This is a genomic window from Streptomyces sp. 12E (assembly GCF_055633275.1).
The window spans coordinates 2331051-2346640 of sequence record NZ_JBVNCJ010000001.1; the positions used below are offsets into that span (position 1 = coordinate 2331051).

A 15590-nucleotide genomic window follows, 5' to 3' on the forward strand; every position below is an offset into this window, starting at 1 on the left:
CGGCCCCCTCCCTATGTGTCTCAGGCGCCTGCGGTCGTTCGAGATTTCAACAGGCGATCGGAATGGCGAACACACAGGCTAGTCATACCGTCCCACCCGGGCAATGGGACAGTCCCGATCACCACCGCGCGCGGGGTCCCGGGGCGCCCCCGGTGCGCGACGATGGGTCCCGTGACCACCGGACGACGCCCCACCACCCCGTTCACTCCGCTCGACTTCCAGCTCGTGCTGCTGCGCCGCATGGCCGACCACAACCCCGGTCTGGTCGAGGACGCGCGGCACGCACTAGGCGCTTCCTCCGCGGACCTGCGCGAGGCCAACAGGCGCTGGCAGGCGATGGTCCGCGCGCCGCGCCCCCGCCCGGCCCTGTCCCGGTACCGGTCCGTGCTCGGCGAGCCGGAGTCCCGGACCCCGCGCGGGGTCGGCGACCTGGACTGCGAGGCGTGGCGGTGGGCGCTCCCCCTCTGGCCCGGCCTGCGCTTCGAGGTGCTCGTCGCCGACGGGGGCGCCGTCTGGAACGAGTGGCTGGTCCGCGCGCCGGACGCCGAACCGCCCGCCCTCCGCACGCTGGAGGACCTCACCCCCTGGTCCTGCACGGTGGACGAGGCCGCCCGCGCCTTCCCGCCCGCCCGTCCGCTGGAGGGCACGGCCCCCACCCGCCGGGGTCTCGCCTTCACGGCCCCGGACGCGAGCGGCGTACCGCGCGAGGTGGTCGCGGAGTTCACCTGGGGCCTGCTGCAGCGTACGGCGGTCAGCGGGTCGCGGCCTTGAGGATCTCCTCCACCACGCGCGGCACCGACTCCGGGTGCAGCCACAGGAACAGGTTCGGCTCGACCAGCTCAAGCTCCATCACACGGGGCCGGCCGTCCTCCCCGTCCACGAGGTCGACCCGCGCGTACAGCAGCTCGGGCCTGCCCGGCACGGAGGCCATCGCCTTCCTGGCGACGGCGGTCTCCTCGAGGGTCGGGGTCCAGTCGGTCAGCCCGGGGTGGGCCGCCTTGCGCCGGTCGTAGGGCGTGCCGGGGGTGAGGACGGGCCCCTTGCGGCTCACGTGCAGCAGGTTTCCGCCGAAGAACTGCAGCGCCCGCTCGCCGGCGGTGTCGATGCCGCGCACATAGGGCTGCACCATCGCGGTGAGCCCCTCGGCGTGCATCCGCCGCAGATGCCGTACGGCCGTGTCGTGCTCGTCGGGTGTGTAGCGGGCGGCGAACCGGGCGCCGGCGCCGGAGGCGGGCTTGACGACGTACTCGTGGTCGTCCGGGAGGTCGAGCGGATCGCCCGCCGCGACGTACCGGGTGTCGACCACCGGCACGCCGGCGGCGGCGAGGTCCCCGAGGTACCGCTTGTCGGTGTTCCAGCGCACCACGTCCGCCGGATTGGCCAGCCGCGTGAGCGTGCCGCACCGCTCGGCCCACGCGGTGAACTCCGCCGCCCGCCAGCTGTAGTCCCAGGTGGAGCGGATCACGGCGAGGTCGAAGCGGGCCCAGTCGACGGCGCCGTCGTCCCACACCACGGCGGACGCCTCGGCCCCCGCCTCCTCCAACGCCCGTACCAGCCCCGGCAGGTCCCGGTCCTCGGCCACCTCGGAGCCGGGCCGGCAGGTCACGAGCGCGATACGGGGCACGACGACTCACTCCTCGTACGGACAGCTGGTCGACGGGCAGGCTAACAGCCCCCTTTCCGAACGTCCTGTGTGCATCCCCGGGCTTCCCCGACCGGTGGGGCCGCCGTCACCCGCGGTTCTCCGGGGCGTACGGCATCGCTTCCTCCCGCATCGGCCGTCCGCGCCGCAGGGTGGACCAGGACGGCCCGGGACTCCCCCACGATCGTCCGGCCCCGGGCGAGGACGCCACGTTCCGCCTTCTCCTCCCGCCGCACCACGGGCGCCCCTCACCTCCGGGGAGGCCCCGGCACCGGTGGCGGAACGCGGAGCGGGGAGGAAGTGGAAAAGCGGCCCGGTCCGCGCGACGATCGGCCCGGGTCCCACCCCCGCGGCCCTCGGACGACAGCCAGTCAAGGAGTACGCCACGTGCCCTCTCTCTTCCCGCCCCTGACCGACGGCCCGGCCGGCCGGCCCGCCCTGCGCTTCGGCGGGCGCTCACTGACGTACGGGGAACTCGCCTCGGCGGCCGGAGCGGTGGCCGGGGGCCTGACGGAGGCGCGCCGGGCCGCCGTATGGGCCACGCCGGCCCTGGAGACCGCGGTCGCGGTCACCGCGGCGCTGCTCGCCGGGGTGCCCGTGGTGCCGCTCAACCCGAGGTCGGGCGGGAAGGAACTCGGTCACATCCTGACCGACAGCGCCCCGGACCTGGTGCTCGCCGCGCCCGGCGAGGAGCTCCCCGCCGCACTGGACGGGCTGCCCCGCGTCGACGTGGACCCGGCGGCCGCGGGGACGCTCCCGGACGACCGCGCGCGGGATCCGGAGACCCCCGCCCTGATCGTCTACACCTCCGGCACCACCGGCCCGCCCAAGGGCGCCGTCCTCCCCCGCCGCGCGATCGCCACGACCCTGGACGCCCTCGCCGAGGCCTGGCGGTGGACCGGCGACGACGTGCTGGTGCACGGGCTGCCGCTGTTCCACGTGCACGGTCTCGTCCTCGGCGTCCTCGGCCCGCTGCGGCGCGGTGGGTCCCTGCGGCACCTGGGCGGGTTCACCACCGGGGGCGTGGCGCGGGAGCTGAACGACGGCGCGACCATGCTGTTCGGGGTGCCGACGATGTACCACCGCGTCGCGGAGGCGCTGCCGGCCGAACCGGAGCTGGTGAAGGCGCTGGCCGGGGCGCGGCTGCTGGTGTCGGGGTCCGCCGCGCTGCCCGTGCACGACCACGAGCGGATCGCGGCGGCGACCGGGCGCCGGGTCGTCGAGCGGTACGGCATGACGGAGACGCTCATGCTGTGCTCGTCCCGGTGGACGCCCCAAGGCCCCCGGCCCGGCGTCCGCGCGGACGGCGAGGCCCGCCCCGGCACGGTGGGCGTGCCGCTGCCCGGCGTGGAGCTGCGGCTGGTGGAGGAGGACGGCTCGCCCGTGACGTCGTACGACGGGGAGACGGTCGGCGAGATCCAGGTGCGCGGGCCGAACCTGTTCACCGGGTACCTCAACCGGCCCGACGCGACGGCCGCCGCGTTCACCGCCGACGGCTGGTTCCGCACCGGGGACATGGCGGTGCGCGACGCCGACGGGTACGTCCGGATCGTCGGCCGCAAGGCCACCGACCTGATCAAGAGCGGGGGGTACAAGATCGGCGCGGGTGAGATCGAGAACGCGCTGCTGGAGCATCCGGGGGTGCGGGAGGCCGCGGTGACCGGGGAGCCGGACGCCGATCTGGGCGAGCGGATCGTGGCGTGGGTGGTGCCGGCCGATCCGCAGTCCCCGCCCGGTCTGGAGGAGCTGGCCGGCCACGTCGCCGGGCGCCTCGCCCCGCACAAGCGCCCGCGCGTGCTCCACCACCTCGACGCGCTCCCCCGCAACGACATGGGGAAGATCATGAAGCGGGCGCTGTCCCGTGGCTGACCGTCTGTCCGCGCGCGCGGTCCTCGCCCTCGTCACCGACGACTTCACCGAACTGCCCCACCCGGCGCGGCGGTCGTCCCCCGACGGCCCGCTCGGCTGGCCCGGTTACGACGCCGCCCGCGCCCGCGCCGCCGAACGCACCGGCGAGCGGGAGTCCGTGATCTGCGGCACCGCGAGCGTCGAGGGCGCCCGGGCGGTCCTCATCGCCTTCGAGTTCGGCTTCCTGGGCGGCTCGCTGGGCTCACGCACCGGCGACCGCCTGGTGGCGGCGTACGCCCACGCCCGCGCGCACCGGCTGCCGGTGGTGCCGCTGGTCGCCACCGGGGGCAGCCGGATGCAGGAGGGCATGCTCGCCCTCGCCCAGCTCCAGCGGGTGGCCCGCGAGTCGGCGCTCACCCGGGAGGCCGGGCTGCCGCAGATCGCGGTGGTGCGGGACCCGACGACCGGCGGCGGCTGGGCCACCCTGGGCGCGGGCGCCGACGTCGTCCTCGCCCTGCCCGGCGCGCAGATCGGTTTCGCCGGCTCACGGGTGCGGCCCGCGGACGCGGACCCGGCTGCGTACACGGCCGAGGCGCAGGTGGCGGCGGGCGCGGCGGACGCGCTGGTACGGCCGGAGGAACTGCGGGGGACGCTGGGCCGCTGGCTGCGGCTGCTGACCCGGCCCTCCGCCGCGCCGGTCCCGCCACCGCCCCCGCTGGGCAGGGCGGATCTCCCGGCCACCGGCTGGGACGCCGTCCGCCGCGCCCGCTCCCCCGAACGCCCGCGCGCCGCCGCCTACCTGGACGCCTGCCTCACCTCCCGCGTCGCCATCGGCGGCGACCGCTGCGGCGGCACGGACCCGGACGGCATGCTGTGCGGCTTCGGTGAGCAGGAGGGCCGTACGGTCGCCTACGCGGCGCAGACCGGGACGGCCACCCGTCCCGCCGGGTACCGCGCCGCCGCCCGGCTGGTCCGGCTCGCGGACCGGCTCGGCATCCCGGTACTGACGCTGGTGGACACGCCGGGCGCGGCGAACGACGCGGAGGCGGAGCGGCAGGGGGCGGGGGCCGCCATCGCCGGCCTGTTCAACGCCGTGGCCGCCGCCCGCACGCCCATCACCACGCTGGTCGTCGGCGAGGGCGGCTCCGGCGGCGCGCTGGCCCTCGCCGCCCCCGGCAACACCTGGGCCACTCCGGACAGCTACTTCTCGGTGATCGCCCCGGAACTCGCGGCGGCCATCCTCAAGCGGCCCCCGCAGGAGGTGGAGGACACCGCGGACCGGCTCCGCGTCCGTCCACAGGACCTGGTGGAGCTGGGGGTGGTCCGGGGGGTCGTGGGACCGGCGGACCGTACGGGGGAACACCCGGCCGGCTGACCCGTGACACGCCAAACACCGCGCGTAACATGGGAGTTCATCACAGTCGCACACCACGGGGGTACGTCGCGCCATGGACGGGTTGACGCAGTTCACGACCGAAGGCGGCGCGACGGTCGTGGTGGAGGGCGCGGTGGACGGGTCCGGGGCCCGGCTCGTCTCGCGCGGCAACGGCCCGGCCCAGGCGGCGCGCACCTTCGAGGGCTCCCTGGAGGGCGTACGGGCGGCGGCCGAGTCCGCGCTGCGGGTCTTCCGCGACGGCTCCCTCAAACCGGACTCGGTGGAGCTGGAGTTCGGGGTGAAGCTGACCGCGGAAGCCGGCGCCGTCATCGCCAAGGGCTCGGCGGAGGGTCATCTGGTCGTCAAGCTCAGCTGGACGCCCGAGTCGACGCCCGGGCCGGACGGCGAGGCCGCCGACCGCCGATGAGCAGCGCTGCGACGCGGCCGAGGCCTTCCTGACGTACGCGGGCGTCGCCCCCGCCCGACGGGCGGGGTGCACGGCCGGCCGGCCTCGCCAGCTGATGCCGCACCCGGACGTCGTGCACCGCGCCGTCCAGCGGCTCGGCGCCGCACCGGCCCGCTGCGTGATGGTCGGGTCGACCGCCGTCGAGGGCGCCGCCGCGGAAGCGGCCGGTGTGCCCTTCATCGGCTGCCGGCACCCACGCGGCACTGCGGAGTCCCGGCCCGGCACGTCTCACCGTGGAAGGGCTGGGCGCGGTGCTCGAAGCGGTCCGTTCCCTGCCGCCGCGCGGCGCCCCCTGACCCTGACGGAACATCCCCGCCCCGTTCGGCGGCCACCCGCCCGGCCCCCCAGGAAAGGCGCCCGCCCCCGCCCGCCGCGCACGATGCCTGAGAGGTCCGCCGCCCGGCGGGCCGCTGGGCGCGCACTCGGGAGGAACTGCCGTGACCGCCAGTCTGGAGCAGCTGCGCCGCTGCCACTTCGCCGTCGACCTGGGGGCGGCCCGTACCCGGGTGTACGTCAAGGGCGCCGGACTCGTCGTCGACCAGCCGTCCACCGCCGCCGTGAACACCCGCACCGGAGCGCTGATGGCGGTCGGGGAGTTCGCGGAGAAGATGACGGGCCGTACGCCGGACTACATCCGCGTCGTGCGTCCCGTCTCCGGCGGCACGGTCGTCGACATCGAGATGGCCCAGCGCATGCTGCGGCAACTGATCGGCGACAGGACGCGCCGCACGCTGCGCCGCAGGCCCCGGCTGCGGGCCGCGGCCTGTGTCCCGCACGACGCCGACCCGCTCGCCCAGCGCGCCGCGATCGAGACCCTGGTCGGTCTCGGCGTCCGCCGGGTGGAGCTGGTCGACACGCTCATCGCCGCCGCCGTCGGCTGCGGTCTGCCGGTGGAGCGGCCCGAGGCCACCATGATCATGGTGTGCGGTGCGGCGGCCACCCAGATGGCCGTGCTCTCCCTCGGGGCGATCGTGACGGCGGAGCGCGTCCCCGTCGGCGGTGAGGCCGTGGACAACGCGATCGTGCAGTATCTGCGCCACCAGCACGAGCTGATGCTGCCGAGCCAGTCCGTACGGCCCCTGCAGCTCGCCCTGCACGGCAACGGGCTCACCCCGCGGGGCCCGGAGTCGACGGAGATCCACGGGCGGGACGTGGCCACCGGTCTGGCCCGTTCCGTGCGGGTCGACACGGCCGCCGTGCGGCGGGCCATCCAGACGCCGCTCACCGCCGTCCTCGACGGCATCGGCAGGGTGCTGCGGGAGTGCCCGCCGGATCTGGTCGCCGACCTGGTCGACCGGGGGATCATGATGGTCGGCGGGAGCGCCCTGCTGCCGGGCTTCGACCAGATGCTGCGTCAGGCGACGGGCATGCCGGTGCACATCGCCGAGCAGCCGGAGCTCTGCGCCGTACAGGGGCTGGGCGAGATGCTGGAGGGCCGGATCGCACCGATCGTGCTGGACCCGATGCGCGCCTGAGCCGGGCGGGCGTCAGCGGGGGAACCAGCACCTGATCGTCGTGCCCCCGTCCCCGGTGTGCACGCGCACCAGGTCGGCGATCAGGTTGACCATCAGCAGGCCGCGCCCGCCGCGCTGGTCGCGGGACGGGGGGCGGCGCCCCGCGAGGGGGTCGGTCATCCGGCCCCCGTCGCGCACCTCGCACAGCACGTGGCCGTCCTCGGCCCAGATCCGCAGCACCCCCGACCCGCCGCCGTGCACCACGCTGTTCGTGGTCAGCTCGGCCGTGGCGAGCGCCAGGTCCTCCAGGGTGACGCCGGTCAGGCCGAGCCGCCGCCCCTCGTCGGACGCGGCGTGCCGGGCCGAGGTCAGCGACTCGGCGACGAACGGGAAGGTCATCGCGTCCGCCACCAGCGGCAGCGGCTCGTTGCAGCGGGCGACGACCGCGTCGGGGGCGTACGCCTCGCTGTCCCGCGCCGGGCGGGCGCCGGCCGGGATGACGGTGGGGTGGGTGGCGTGGGCGTCGGCGAGGACGTGCGCGGGCAGGCGTACGGCGTCGTAGGGGCACAGGATCGTGACCGCGCGGTCCCGGAAGGCGGCGTTGATCAGTGCCTCGTGCTGGACGCAGGCCGGGTACTCGGTCGCGGAGCGGCCGGCCCAGACGGGCTCGCCGATGATCCGCACCCGCTGCCCGGCCGGGTGCGCGTCGGCGAAGGCGCGCAGCACTCCGGGGATGATCCGGCCGGGGTTGCGTCCGGCCTCGCGCATGTCGAGGAGGCGGACGGTGTCCGCGTCGTCACCGAGCGCGTCCCGGACCATCCGCAGCCGGTCGCCGGGCACGGCGACCGCCACGGGCTCGCCGGTCGCGAGTCCCTCGCGCACGAAGGGGACGGTGCCCTCCAGGTACTCCTGGTCGTCCCGGTAGAAGAGGGCGGGGTGGACGAAGGGACCGGAGGGGGTCTCCAGGGGTTCGGCCGCGGCACTCATGACATCGACACCTCGATCGTCGACAGGTCGGGCCAGAACGCGTCCAGCACCCGGCACAGGGCGGGCGGCGGCCGGCGCACCACGAACCGGCGGCCGTCCCCGAGCCGCCCGGCGGCCGCCGCGAGCGCTCCGGCGCCCGCGACGTCGACGAACGTCACCTCGGACAGTTCCAGGTGGTACACGGCCTCACCCTCGCGCACCGCCTGCTCCAGCACGCACTCCCAGATCGTATGCGTGGCCAGGCCGATCTCCCCGGCCGCGCGGACACCCCGACCGCCCTCCAGCGGGCGCACCGTCAGACAGGGCGCCGGAGTCCCGGGCACGTACGACGTCCGCCGGCGATCGCCCAACACCCGTCTCCCCCCGCTCCCCGGCCCACGAGTACCCCGTCGGTTCCCGGCCATTCCCCGACGCGGTGTGTAGTACGCCGCGGGGCGGGCAGGCGCACCCCCAGCGCAGCCGGGGCCGTGCGCAGCCTACCGCTCCGTACCGACGGCGGCCGAACCCCCACCGAACGCCCCGGCCCCACGAGCACCGACAAGGCGGTGACATGACCTCCGAGGCATCCCTCCCCCTCCCCGGAAGGCCGGCCACCTTGGTCATCGGCGGTGGCACGGACGCGGACCGGGCACTGCTCACCCCGCGCGGCGAACTGGTCCGCGGGTGCGCCCAGGCCCTGGCGGAGAAGCTGGCGCGGCTGCCCGACGGCACGGCGCGGGTCGACGTGGACATGAGCGGCGTGTACTTCATGGACACGGCGGGACTGGAGTTCCTGGAGGTGCTGCGGGACCACGGCCGCCGGCGGTCGGTCCCGGTCACGGCCACCCGCTGGAACGGCCAGCCGCGCCGCATCCTGGAGATCGCCGGCCTCGACACCGCGGACCCGCTGCGCTCCCCGGCGCCCGAGGACGCGCCGCCGCGGACCGTCTCGGCGGTGGCGCTGGAACGGGAGGAGCGGCTGCACGTGCTCCAGGAGGAGGTCGAGCAGCTGCGGCGGGCGATCGCCTCCCGCCCGGTGATCGACCAGGCCCGCGGCATCCTGATGGCCACGTACGGCTGCACCTCGGACGAGGCCTGGCACATCCTGCGGGAGGCGTCCCAGCTGTCCAACACCAAGCTCCGCGCGGTCGCGGAGGCGCTCACCGCCGGCACGGGGGCAAAGGGCGCTCCCCCGCCCGAGGAGGTCCGCTCCGCCCTGTCCCGGGCCCTGGCCCGCCGCTCGTCGCGGTGACACCGGCCCGCGCGGGGTACCCGGCGACGGACGAGCACCGGCCCCGAGATCGGGAGGCAGCGCCATGAGCGAGCTGAGCGAACACACTCCGTCCCAGGCCGAGGGCGACCGGGACGACGACGAGTGGACCACCCCCGAGATACCGCATTCCACCCCCTCCCAGGCGGAGGGCGAACGCGACCCGGCGGACGCGCCGGCCACGGCCGAGGACGGCTGAGCCGGGAACGGGGCGGGCTGCCGGCGCGTTCCGGGACCGCCGGCCGCTCCCCCTGACCCGGGCGAGGAGGGGCCGTGCCGGCACGGCGCCCCCGCGCGGTGACGGGGAGCGGAGGCCGTCCCGGGAAGGAGGCTCCGAGGGGGTCCGGGGAGGGTGCCGCTCGCCCTTCGGCGGCGGAACGCGCGCTCCCCTGGCCCAGTGGTGGGGCGGGTGGGACTCGAACCCACGGCCGACGGATTATGAGTCCGCTGCTCTAACCGGCTGAGCTACCGCCCCATAACGGCGTGTCGCGTACATGTGTGCGCGCCGTCTGCCGCAGCATAGCCGCTCATACGATCTCCTGCTTCGGATGGTCGGCTGCGTGCGGTCTTCGTGACCATGGAGACTTCGCCGGACCCCGCACGGTTCCCCCGGACATGAAAAAGGACCCCTGAGGGGTCCTTGTTCAACATGCTCCCCCGACTGGACTCGAACCAGTAACCTGCCGGTTAACAGCCGGCTGCTCTGCCAATTGAGCTACGGAGGACCGAGCTCCCCCGACTGGACTCGAACCAGTAACCTGCCGGTTAACAGCCGGCTGCTCTGCCAATTGAGCTACGGAGGAATGACTCGCTGCATCGAACGCACCCGCCTGGGTATTCGCCAGGGGGCGCGTGCTCGCTGCGACACATACATTAGCGCAAGCAGGGGGGTGCTCCGCCAATCGGTGCTCCCCGGCGCTGTCAGCGCGCCGCAGGACCTTCGCAGACTGGAACAACGGAAGGGTGGCCGCCATGAAGTACCGGCTCACGTTCGTCGCCGGAGCAGCCCTGGGCTACGTCCTGGGCACGAAAGCCGGCCGGGAGCGATACGAGCAGCTGCGGAAGTCCGCACAGCAGCTCACCCGGAACCCCGCGGTGCGCAACACCGCGGAGAGCGCGGCACAGCAGAGCCGCGAGTTCGCGGACAAGGCCTACCAGGCGGTGAGCCACAAGGTCGGCGACCGCATGCCCGACTCCGTCGCCCAGCGGGTCCGCACCCTCCGCGAACGCACGGCCCACGGCCCGGCGGAGGACGACTGGGGCACCAGCAACACGTAAGGGCGCCCCGCAACGCCGCCCACGCCCCACCCATCCCTCCCCATGCGGCAAAATTCGCCGTATGGGGATAGTCGCCGGACTGGACAGCGCGCCAGATTCCACTCGCATCGTCGTCTGTGACACGGACACCGGAGCCGTGCTCAGGCAGGGGTACGCCCAGCATCCGATCCAGGGCGCCGACGGCAGCCGCCCCTCCGACGTCGACCCGCAGGCCTGGCTGCTGTCCCTCGGCGAGGCGGCGGGCGGCGGCCTGCTGGAGGGCGTGCAGGCCATCGGCGTCTCCGCGCAGGCGAACGCGCTGGTGCCGCTGGACGCGCAGGGCAACACCGTGCGGCCGGCGATGACCGGCGGCGACAAGCGGGCCCAGGTCGCGGCGGCCGATCTGATCGACGCCCTCGGCGGGCGCGAGGCGTGGGCGCGGGCCGTGGGCTGTGTGCCGGGGGCCGGGCAGCCGGTGACCAAGCTGCGCTGGCTGGCCCGCAGCGAACCGGAGAACGCGGCGCGCACCGCCGTGCTGCTGCAGGCGCACGACTGGCTGGTGTGGCAGCTGCTCGGCCGGCCGGTGCGGCGCACCACCGACCGGGGCGGGGCTTCCGGCACCGGGTACTGGGCGGCGGCCACCGGCGGCTACCGGCCCGATCTGGTGGAACTGGCGCTCGGCCACCAGGCGATGCTGCCCGAGGTGATCGGCCCGGCGGACGCGGCCGGCACGACGCCGGAGGGACTGCTGATCTCCGCCGGTACGGGCGAGACGATGGCGGCGGCGTTCGGGCTCGGGATCGGGCTGGGCGACGCGGTGGTGTCGCTGGGCGCGTCCGGGTCCGTGATGGCCGTGCACCCCGAGGCGCTCGTCGACCAGTACGGGATGATCACCTCTTTGGCGGACGCGACCGGCATGCACCTGCCCGTCGTCACCACCCTGAACGCCGTGCGCGCCCTGCGCGGGACCGCCGAGCTGCTCGGGCTGCCCGATCTGGAGAGCCTGTCCGACCTGGCGATGAAGTCGACGCCGGGGGCGCACGGGCTGGTGCTGCTGCCGTACCTGGAGGGCGAGCGCACCCCGAACCTGCCGCACACCGCCGGCACGCTGGCCGGGCTGCGGCGGGAGTCGATGAAGCCGGAGCACCTGGCGCGGGCCGCGTTCGAGGGGATGCTGTGCGGACTCGGGGACGCGCTGGACGTGCTGCGCGGCCGGGGCGTGGAGGTGCGGCGGGTCTTCCTGCTGGGTCCGGCCGCGGAGCTGCCGGCCGTGCAGTCGGCGGCGCCCGGGCTGTTCGGGGCGCAGGTGGTGGTGCCGCAGCCCGCGGACTACGCGGCGATCGGCGCGGCCCGGCAGGGGGCGTGGGCGCTCGGCGTGTCGCAGGGGGCCCTCGATCCGCGCACCCCGCCGGTCTGGCAGGGTCCGGTGGCGCAGGTGCTGGATCCCGGGGAGGACCTGGCGGTGGGGCAGGCGGTGCGCCAGCAGTACGTGTCGGTGCGCGAGCAGACGCATCCGGGGGCGTTCCGCCCGTAGCGCGGCAGGACCGGGGACCGGGCCGGTTAATTCGGTTGAGGTAACGCGGGTGGAGTGTCCGACGATAGGGGCCACGGGCAACCGACGCCCCCGCCGACCACTCCGAGAGATTCAGCGTGCTCATACGACTGCTGCGAACCCATCTGAGGCCCTACAAGAAACCCGTCGCCCTCCTGGTGCTGCTGCAGTTCCTGCAGACCTGCGCCTCGCTCTACCTGCCCACGCTCAACGCGGACATCATCGACGGCGGCGTCGTCGAGGGCGACACCGGTTACATCCTGAGCCACGGCGTCCTGATGCTCGGCATCTCGCTGGCCCAGGTCGTGTGCAACATCGGCGCCGTGTACTACGGCGCCCGGACCGCGTCGGCGCTGGGACGGGACGTGCGCGCCGCCGTGTTCGACCGGGTGCAGTCGTTCTCCGCGCGTGAGGTGGGCCACTTCGGCGCGCCCTCGCTGATCACCCGTACGACCAACGACGTCCAGCAGGTGCAGACGCTGGTCCTGATGACGTTCACCCTGATGGTGTCGGCGCCCATCATGTGCGTGGGCGGCATCGTGATGGCGCTCGGCCTGGACGTCCCGCTGTCCGGGGTGCTGGTCGCGGTGGTGCCGGTGCTGGGCGTCTGCGTGACGCTGATCGTGCGGCGGCTGCGTCCGATGTTCCGGACCATGCAGGAGAGGCTCGACACGGTGAACCGGGTGCTGCGCGAGCAGATCACCGGCAACCGGGTGATCCGCGCCTTCGTGCGGGACGCGTACGAGCAGGAGCGGTTCGGGAGGTCCAACACCGAGCTGACCGACGTCTCGCTGCGCACGGGCAATCTGCTCGCGCTGATGTTCCCGGTGGTCATGACGGTGGTCAACCTGTCGTCGATCGCGGTGGTGTGGTTCGGCGCGCACCGCATCGACAGCGGCGGGATGCAGATCGGCGACCTGACCGCGTTCCTCGCCTATCTGATGCAGATCGTCATGTCCGTGATGATGGCCACCTTCATGTTCATGATGGTGCCGCGCGCCGAGGTGTGCGCCGAGCGCATCCACGAGGTGCTGGACACCTCCTCCAGCGTGGTGCCGCCCGCCGCGCCCGTCACCGAGCTGCGCCGGCACGGGCACCTGGAGCTCCGGGGTGCGGGCTTCCGCTACCCGGGCGCCGAGGAGCCGGTGCTGAGGTCGGTCGACCTGGTGGCGCGGCCCGGCGAGGTCACGGCCGTGATCGGTTCCACCGGCAGCGGCAAGTCCACGCTGCTCGGTCTCGTCCCCCGGCTGTTCGACGCGACCGACGGGGAGGTGCTGGTGGACGGCGTGCCCGTGGCGGACATCGATCCGGCGCTGCTGGCGAGGACGGTCGGACTCGTGCCGCAGAAGCCGTACCTCTTCTCGGGCACGGTGGCGACGAACCTGCGCTACGGCAATCCGGACGCCACGGACGAGGAGCTGTGGCACGCGCTGGAGGTGGCGCAGGGCAAGGACTTCGTGGAGCGGCTCGAGGGCGGCCTCGACGCGCCGGTCGCGCAGGGCGGGACGAACGTCTCCGGCGGTCAGCGCCAGCGTCTCGCGATCGCCCGGACGCTGGTGCAGCGCCCGGAGATCTACCTCTTCGACGACTCCTTCTCCGCGCTCGACTACGCCACCGACGCGGCCCTGCGGGCGGCCCTCGCACGGGAGACGGCCGGGGCGACCGTGGTGATCGTCGCCCAGCGGGTGGCGACCATCCGGGACGCCGACCGGATCGTGGTCCTGGACGAGGGCCGGGTCGTCGGCACCGGCCGGCACCACGAACTGATGGCGGACAACGACACCTACCGGGAGATCGTGCTCTCCCAGCTGACGGAAGCGGAGGCTGCCTGATGGCGGGGCCCGGAGGACGGATGATGGCCGGGGGCGGCCCCGACCAGCGGTCGATCGACTTCAAGGGGTCGAGCAGACGGCTGATCGCCCGGTTCCGGCCGGAGCGCCTGACGATCTACGGGCTGCTGGCCTGTGTCGTGCTCAGCGTGGGGCTCAGCGTGATCGGGCCGAAGATCCTCGGCGAGGCGACCGACCTGGTCTTCTCCGGCATCGTCGGACGGGAGATGCCGGAGGGAGCCACCAAGGAGCAGGTGCTGGAGTCGATGCGGGAGCGGGGCGAGGGCGACGTCGCCGACATGCTCCGCAGCACCGACTTCACCCCCGGCGAGGGCATCGACTTCACGGCGGTGGGCAACGTCCTGCTGGTCGCGCTGGCGGTGTTCGGCGTGGCCGGCCTGCTGATGGCGGTGGCGACCCGGCTGGTGAACCGGGCGGTCAACCACACCGTGTTCCGGATGCGCGAGGACGTGCAGACGAAGCTGTCGCGGCTGCCGCTGTCGTACTTCGACCAGCGGCAGCGCGGTGAGGTGCTCAGCCGCGCCACCAACGACATCGACAACATCGGGCAGACGCTCCAGCAGTCGATGGGCCAGCTGATCAACTCGCTGCTCACCATCGTCGGCGTGCTCGCGATGATGTTCTACGTCTCCTGGATCCTCGCACTGGTCGCGCTGGTGACGGTGCCGCTGTCGTTCGTCGTCGCCACCCGCGTCGGCAAGCGGTCGCAACCGCACTTCGTGCAGCAGTGGCGCAGCACCGGCACGCTCAACGCGCACATCGAGGAGATGTACACCGGGCACACCCTGGTGAAGGTGTTCGGGCGGCAGGAGGAGTCGGCGCGCACGTTCGCCGAGGAGAACGAGGCGCTGTACGAGGCCGGGTTCAAGGCGCAGTTCAACAGCGGCGTCATGCAGCCGCTGATGTTCTTCGTCTCGAACATCAACTACGTGCTGGTGGCGGTCGTCGGGGGCCTTCGGGTCGCATCGGGCACGCTGTCCATCGGTGACGTGCAGGCGTTCATCCAGTACTCGCGGCAGTTCTCGATGCCGCTGACGCAGGTCGCCTCGATGGCGAACCTGGTGCAGTCGGGTGTCGCCTCGGCGGAGCGGGTCTTCGAACTGCTCGACGCCGAGGAGCAGGGGGCGGACGCCTCGCCCGCCGAGAGGCCCGAGCGGTTGCGCGGGCGGGTGGCGCTGGAGCACGTGTCGTTCCGGTACGACCCCGGGAAGCCGCTGATCGAGGACCTGTCGCTGACGGTCGAGCCGGGCCACACGGTGGCGATCGTCGGGCCGACCGGGGCCGGCAAGACGACGCTGGTGAACCTGCTGATGCGGTTCTACGAGGTGTCCGGGGGGCGGATCACGCTCGACGGGGTGGACATGGCGAGGATGTCCCGGGACGAACTGCGCTCCGGCATCGGCATGGTGCTGCAGGACACCTGGCTGTTCGGCGGCACCATCGCGGAGAACATCGCGTACGGGGCGTCCCGCGAGGTCACCCGGGAGGAGATCGAGGAGGCGGCCCGGGCGGCGCACGCGGACCGGTTCGTCCGGACGCTGCCCGACGGGTACGACACGGTGATCGACGACGAGGGGGCGGGGGTCAGCGCGGGTGAGAAGCAGCTGATCACGATCGCCCGGGCGTTCCTGTCGGACCCGGTGATCCTGGTGCTGGACGAGGCGACGAGCTCCGTGGACACGCGTACGGAGGTGCTGATCCAGAAGGCGATGGCGCAACTGGCGCACGGGCGCACCTCGTTCGTGATCGCGCACCGGCTGTCGACGATCCGGGACGCGGACACGATCCTGGTGATGGAGAACGGCGCGATCGTCGAACAGGGCGCGCACGAGAAGCTGCTGGCGGCGGACGGGGCGTACGCCCGCCTGTACCGGGCCCAGTTCGCACAGGCGGTGGCGGAGGTCGACTGA

General features: G+C 73.9%; 14 protein-coding genes and 3 tRNA genes. 11 read left to right on the top strand and 6 right to left on the bottom strand.

The window, feature by feature from the left end:
- Nucleotides 1-162: 162 nt before the first annotated feature.
- Nucleotides 163-771, top strand: coding sequence for a hypothetical protein (locus tag ACZ8ZB_RS10975; protein ID WP_470737522.1), 609 nt, complete (start codon nucleotides 163-165; stop codon nucleotides 769-771).
- Here the strand turns inward: ACZ8ZB_RS10975 and ACZ8ZB_RS10980 are convergent.
- Nucleotides 752-1624: an ATP-grasp domain-containing protein gene (locus tag ACZ8ZB_RS10980; RefSeq protein ID WP_470737523.1), complete on the bottom strand. Its 873-nt coding sequence runs from the start codon at nucleotides 1622-1624 to the stop codon at nucleotides 752-754. The two genes, ACZ8ZB_RS10975 and ACZ8ZB_RS10980, sit on opposite strands and share 20 nt — an antisense overlap.
- A 405-nt stretch (nucleotides 1625-2029) precedes the next feature.
- Between ACZ8ZB_RS10980 and ACZ8ZB_RS10985 the strand changes: the two genes are divergently transcribed.
- The 4 genes from ACZ8ZB_RS10985 (at nucleotide 2030) to ACZ8ZB_RS11000 (ending at nucleotide 6806) form a co-directional block, all read left to right on the top strand.
- Entirely contained in the window at nucleotides 2030-3511 is a 1482-nt protein-coding gene (locus tag ACZ8ZB_RS10985) for an acyl-CoA synthetase (protein ID WP_470737524.1), read from the top strand.
- The gene (locus tag ACZ8ZB_RS10990; protein ID WP_470737525.1) at nucleotides 3504-4865 is read left to right on the top strand and encodes a carboxyl transferase domain-containing protein; all 1362 of its coding nucleotides are present in this window, start codon (nucleotides 3504-3506) and stop codon (nucleotides 4863-4865) included. The genes ACZ8ZB_RS10985 and ACZ8ZB_RS10990 overlap by 8 nt, the downstream gene beginning before the upstream one ends.
- Before the next feature lie 73 nt (nucleotides 4866-4938).
- Nucleotides 4939-5292, top strand: coding sequence for a CU044_2847 family protein (locus tag ACZ8ZB_RS10995; protein ID WP_470737526.1), 354 nt, complete (start codon nucleotides 4939-4941; stop codon nucleotides 5290-5292).
- Between the two features lie 476 nt (nucleotides 5293-5768).
- Nucleotides 5769-6806 carry a rod shape-determining protein gene (locus tag ACZ8ZB_RS11000; RefSeq protein WP_470737527.1) on the top strand — a complete coding sequence of 346 codons (1038 nt, stop codon included), beginning with the start codon at nucleotides 5769-5771 and terminating at the stop codon, nucleotides 6804-6806.
- A 12-nt stretch (nucleotides 6807-6818) separates the two neighbouring features.
- On the opposite strand, the gene ACZ8ZB_RS11005 is transcribed toward ACZ8ZB_RS11000, so the two are convergent.
- Nucleotides 6819-7772, bottom strand: a complete 954-nt coding sequence (locus tag ACZ8ZB_RS11005; RefSeq protein WP_470737528.1) for an anti-sigma factor RsbA family regulatory protein — start codon at nucleotides 7770-7772, stop codon at nucleotides 6819-6821.
- Complete coding sequence (locus tag ACZ8ZB_RS11010; protein WP_470737529.1) at nucleotides 7769-8095, bottom strand: STAS domain-containing protein; 327 nt, start codon at nucleotides 8093-8095, stop codon at nucleotides 7769-7771. The genes ACZ8ZB_RS11005 and ACZ8ZB_RS11010 overlap by 4 nt, the downstream gene beginning before the upstream one ends.
- A gap of 227 nt (nucleotides 8096-8322) precedes the next feature.
- Here ACZ8ZB_RS11010 and ACZ8ZB_RS11015 point away from each other — a divergent pair, with 227 nt between their 5' ends.
- Together ACZ8ZB_RS11015 and ACZ8ZB_RS11020 are read left to right on the top strand one after the other, a co-directional pair.
- On the top strand, nucleotides 8323-9003 hold the full coding sequence (locus ACZ8ZB_RS11015; RefSeq protein WP_470737530.1) for an ANTAR domain-containing response regulator: 681 nt from the start codon (nucleotides 8323-8325) through the stop codon (nucleotides 9001-9003).
- A 64-nt stretch (nucleotides 9004-9067) separates the two neighbouring features.
- Nucleotides 9068-9220: a hypothetical protein gene (locus tag ACZ8ZB_RS11020; protein ID WP_470737531.1), complete on the top strand. Its 153-nt coding sequence runs from the start codon at nucleotides 9068-9070 to the stop codon at nucleotides 9218-9220.
- 199 nt (nucleotides 9221-9419) lie between these two features.
- Here the strand turns inward: ACZ8ZB_RS11020 and ACZ8ZB_RS11025 are convergent.
- The 3 genes from ACZ8ZB_RS11025 to ACZ8ZB_RS11035 form a co-directional block, all read right to left on the bottom strand.
- Nucleotides 9420-9496 (bottom strand) — tRNA-Ile (locus ACZ8ZB_RS11025).
- Nucleotides 9497-9673: 177 nt separating this feature from the next.
- Nucleotides 9674-9746 (bottom strand) — tRNA-Asn (locus tag ACZ8ZB_RS11030).
- 5 nt (nucleotides 9747-9751) lie between these two features.
- A tRNA-Asn gene (locus tag ACZ8ZB_RS11035) sits at nucleotides 9752-9824 on the bottom strand.
- Nucleotides 9825-9993: 169 nt separating this feature from the next.
- On the opposite strand from ACZ8ZB_RS11035, the gene ACZ8ZB_RS11040 reads away from it, so the two are divergent.
- The 4 genes from ACZ8ZB_RS11040 (at nucleotide 9994) to ACZ8ZB_RS11055 (ending at nucleotide 15590) form a co-directional block, all read left to right on the top strand.
- Nucleotides 9994-10299, top strand: a complete 306-nt coding sequence (locus ACZ8ZB_RS11040) for a YtxH domain-containing protein (RefSeq protein ID WP_371238373.1) — start codon at nucleotides 9994-9996, stop codon at nucleotides 10297-10299.
- Between the two features lie 61 nt (nucleotides 10300-10360).
- Nucleotides 10361-11812: an FGGY family carbohydrate kinase gene (locus tag ACZ8ZB_RS11045; RefSeq protein WP_470737532.1), complete on the top strand. Its 1452-nt coding sequence runs from the start codon at nucleotides 10361-10363 to the stop codon at nucleotides 11810-11812.
- Nucleotides 11813-11928: 116 nt separating this feature from the next.
- Entirely contained in the window at nucleotides 11929-13662 is a 1734-nt protein-coding gene (locus tag ACZ8ZB_RS11050) for an ABC transporter ATP-binding protein (protein WP_470737533.1), read from the top strand.
- Entirely contained in the window at nucleotides 13662-15590 is a 1929-nt protein-coding gene (locus ACZ8ZB_RS11055) for an ABC transporter ATP-binding protein (RefSeq protein WP_470737534.1), read from the top strand. The genes ACZ8ZB_RS11050 and ACZ8ZB_RS11055 overlap by 1 nt, the downstream gene beginning before the upstream one ends.

What these genes read in the sequence shown, in the direction of transcription:
- ACZ8ZB_RS10975 (WP_470737522.1), top strand. Translation starts at nt 163, where the DNA reads ATGGGTCCCGTGACCACCGGACGACGCCCCACCACCCCGTTCACTCCG.
- ACZ8ZB_RS10995 (WP_470737526.1), top strand. Translation starts at nt 4,939, where the DNA reads ATGGACGGGTTGACGCAGTTCACGACCGAAGGCGGCGCGACGGTCGTG.
- ACZ8ZB_RS11005 (WP_470737528.1), bottom strand. Translation starts at nt 7,772, where the DNA reads ATGAGTGCCGCGGCCGAACCCCTGGAGACCCCCTCCGGTCCCTTCGTC.
- ACZ8ZB_RS11015 (WP_470737530.1), top strand. Translation starts at nt 8,323, where the DNA reads ATGACCTCCGAGGCATCCCTCCCCCTCCCCGGAAGGCCGGCCACCTTG.
- ACZ8ZB_RS11020 (WP_470737531.1), top strand. Translation starts at nt 9,068, where the DNA reads ATGAGCGAGCTGAGCGAACACACTCCGTCCCAGGCCGAGGGCGACCGG.
- ACZ8ZB_RS11040 (WP_371238373.1), top strand. Translation starts at nt 9,994, where the DNA reads ATGAAGTACCGGCTCACGTTCGTCGCCGGAGCAGCCCTGGGCTACGTC.
- ACZ8ZB_RS11045 (WP_470737532.1), top strand. Translation starts at nt 10,361, where the DNA reads ATGGGGATAGTCGCCGGACTGGACAGCGCGCCAGATTCCACTCGCATC.
- ACZ8ZB_RS11055 (WP_470737534.1), top strand. Translation starts at nt 13,662, where the DNA reads ATGGCGGGGCCCGGAGGACGGATGATGGCCGGGGGCGGCCCCGACCAG.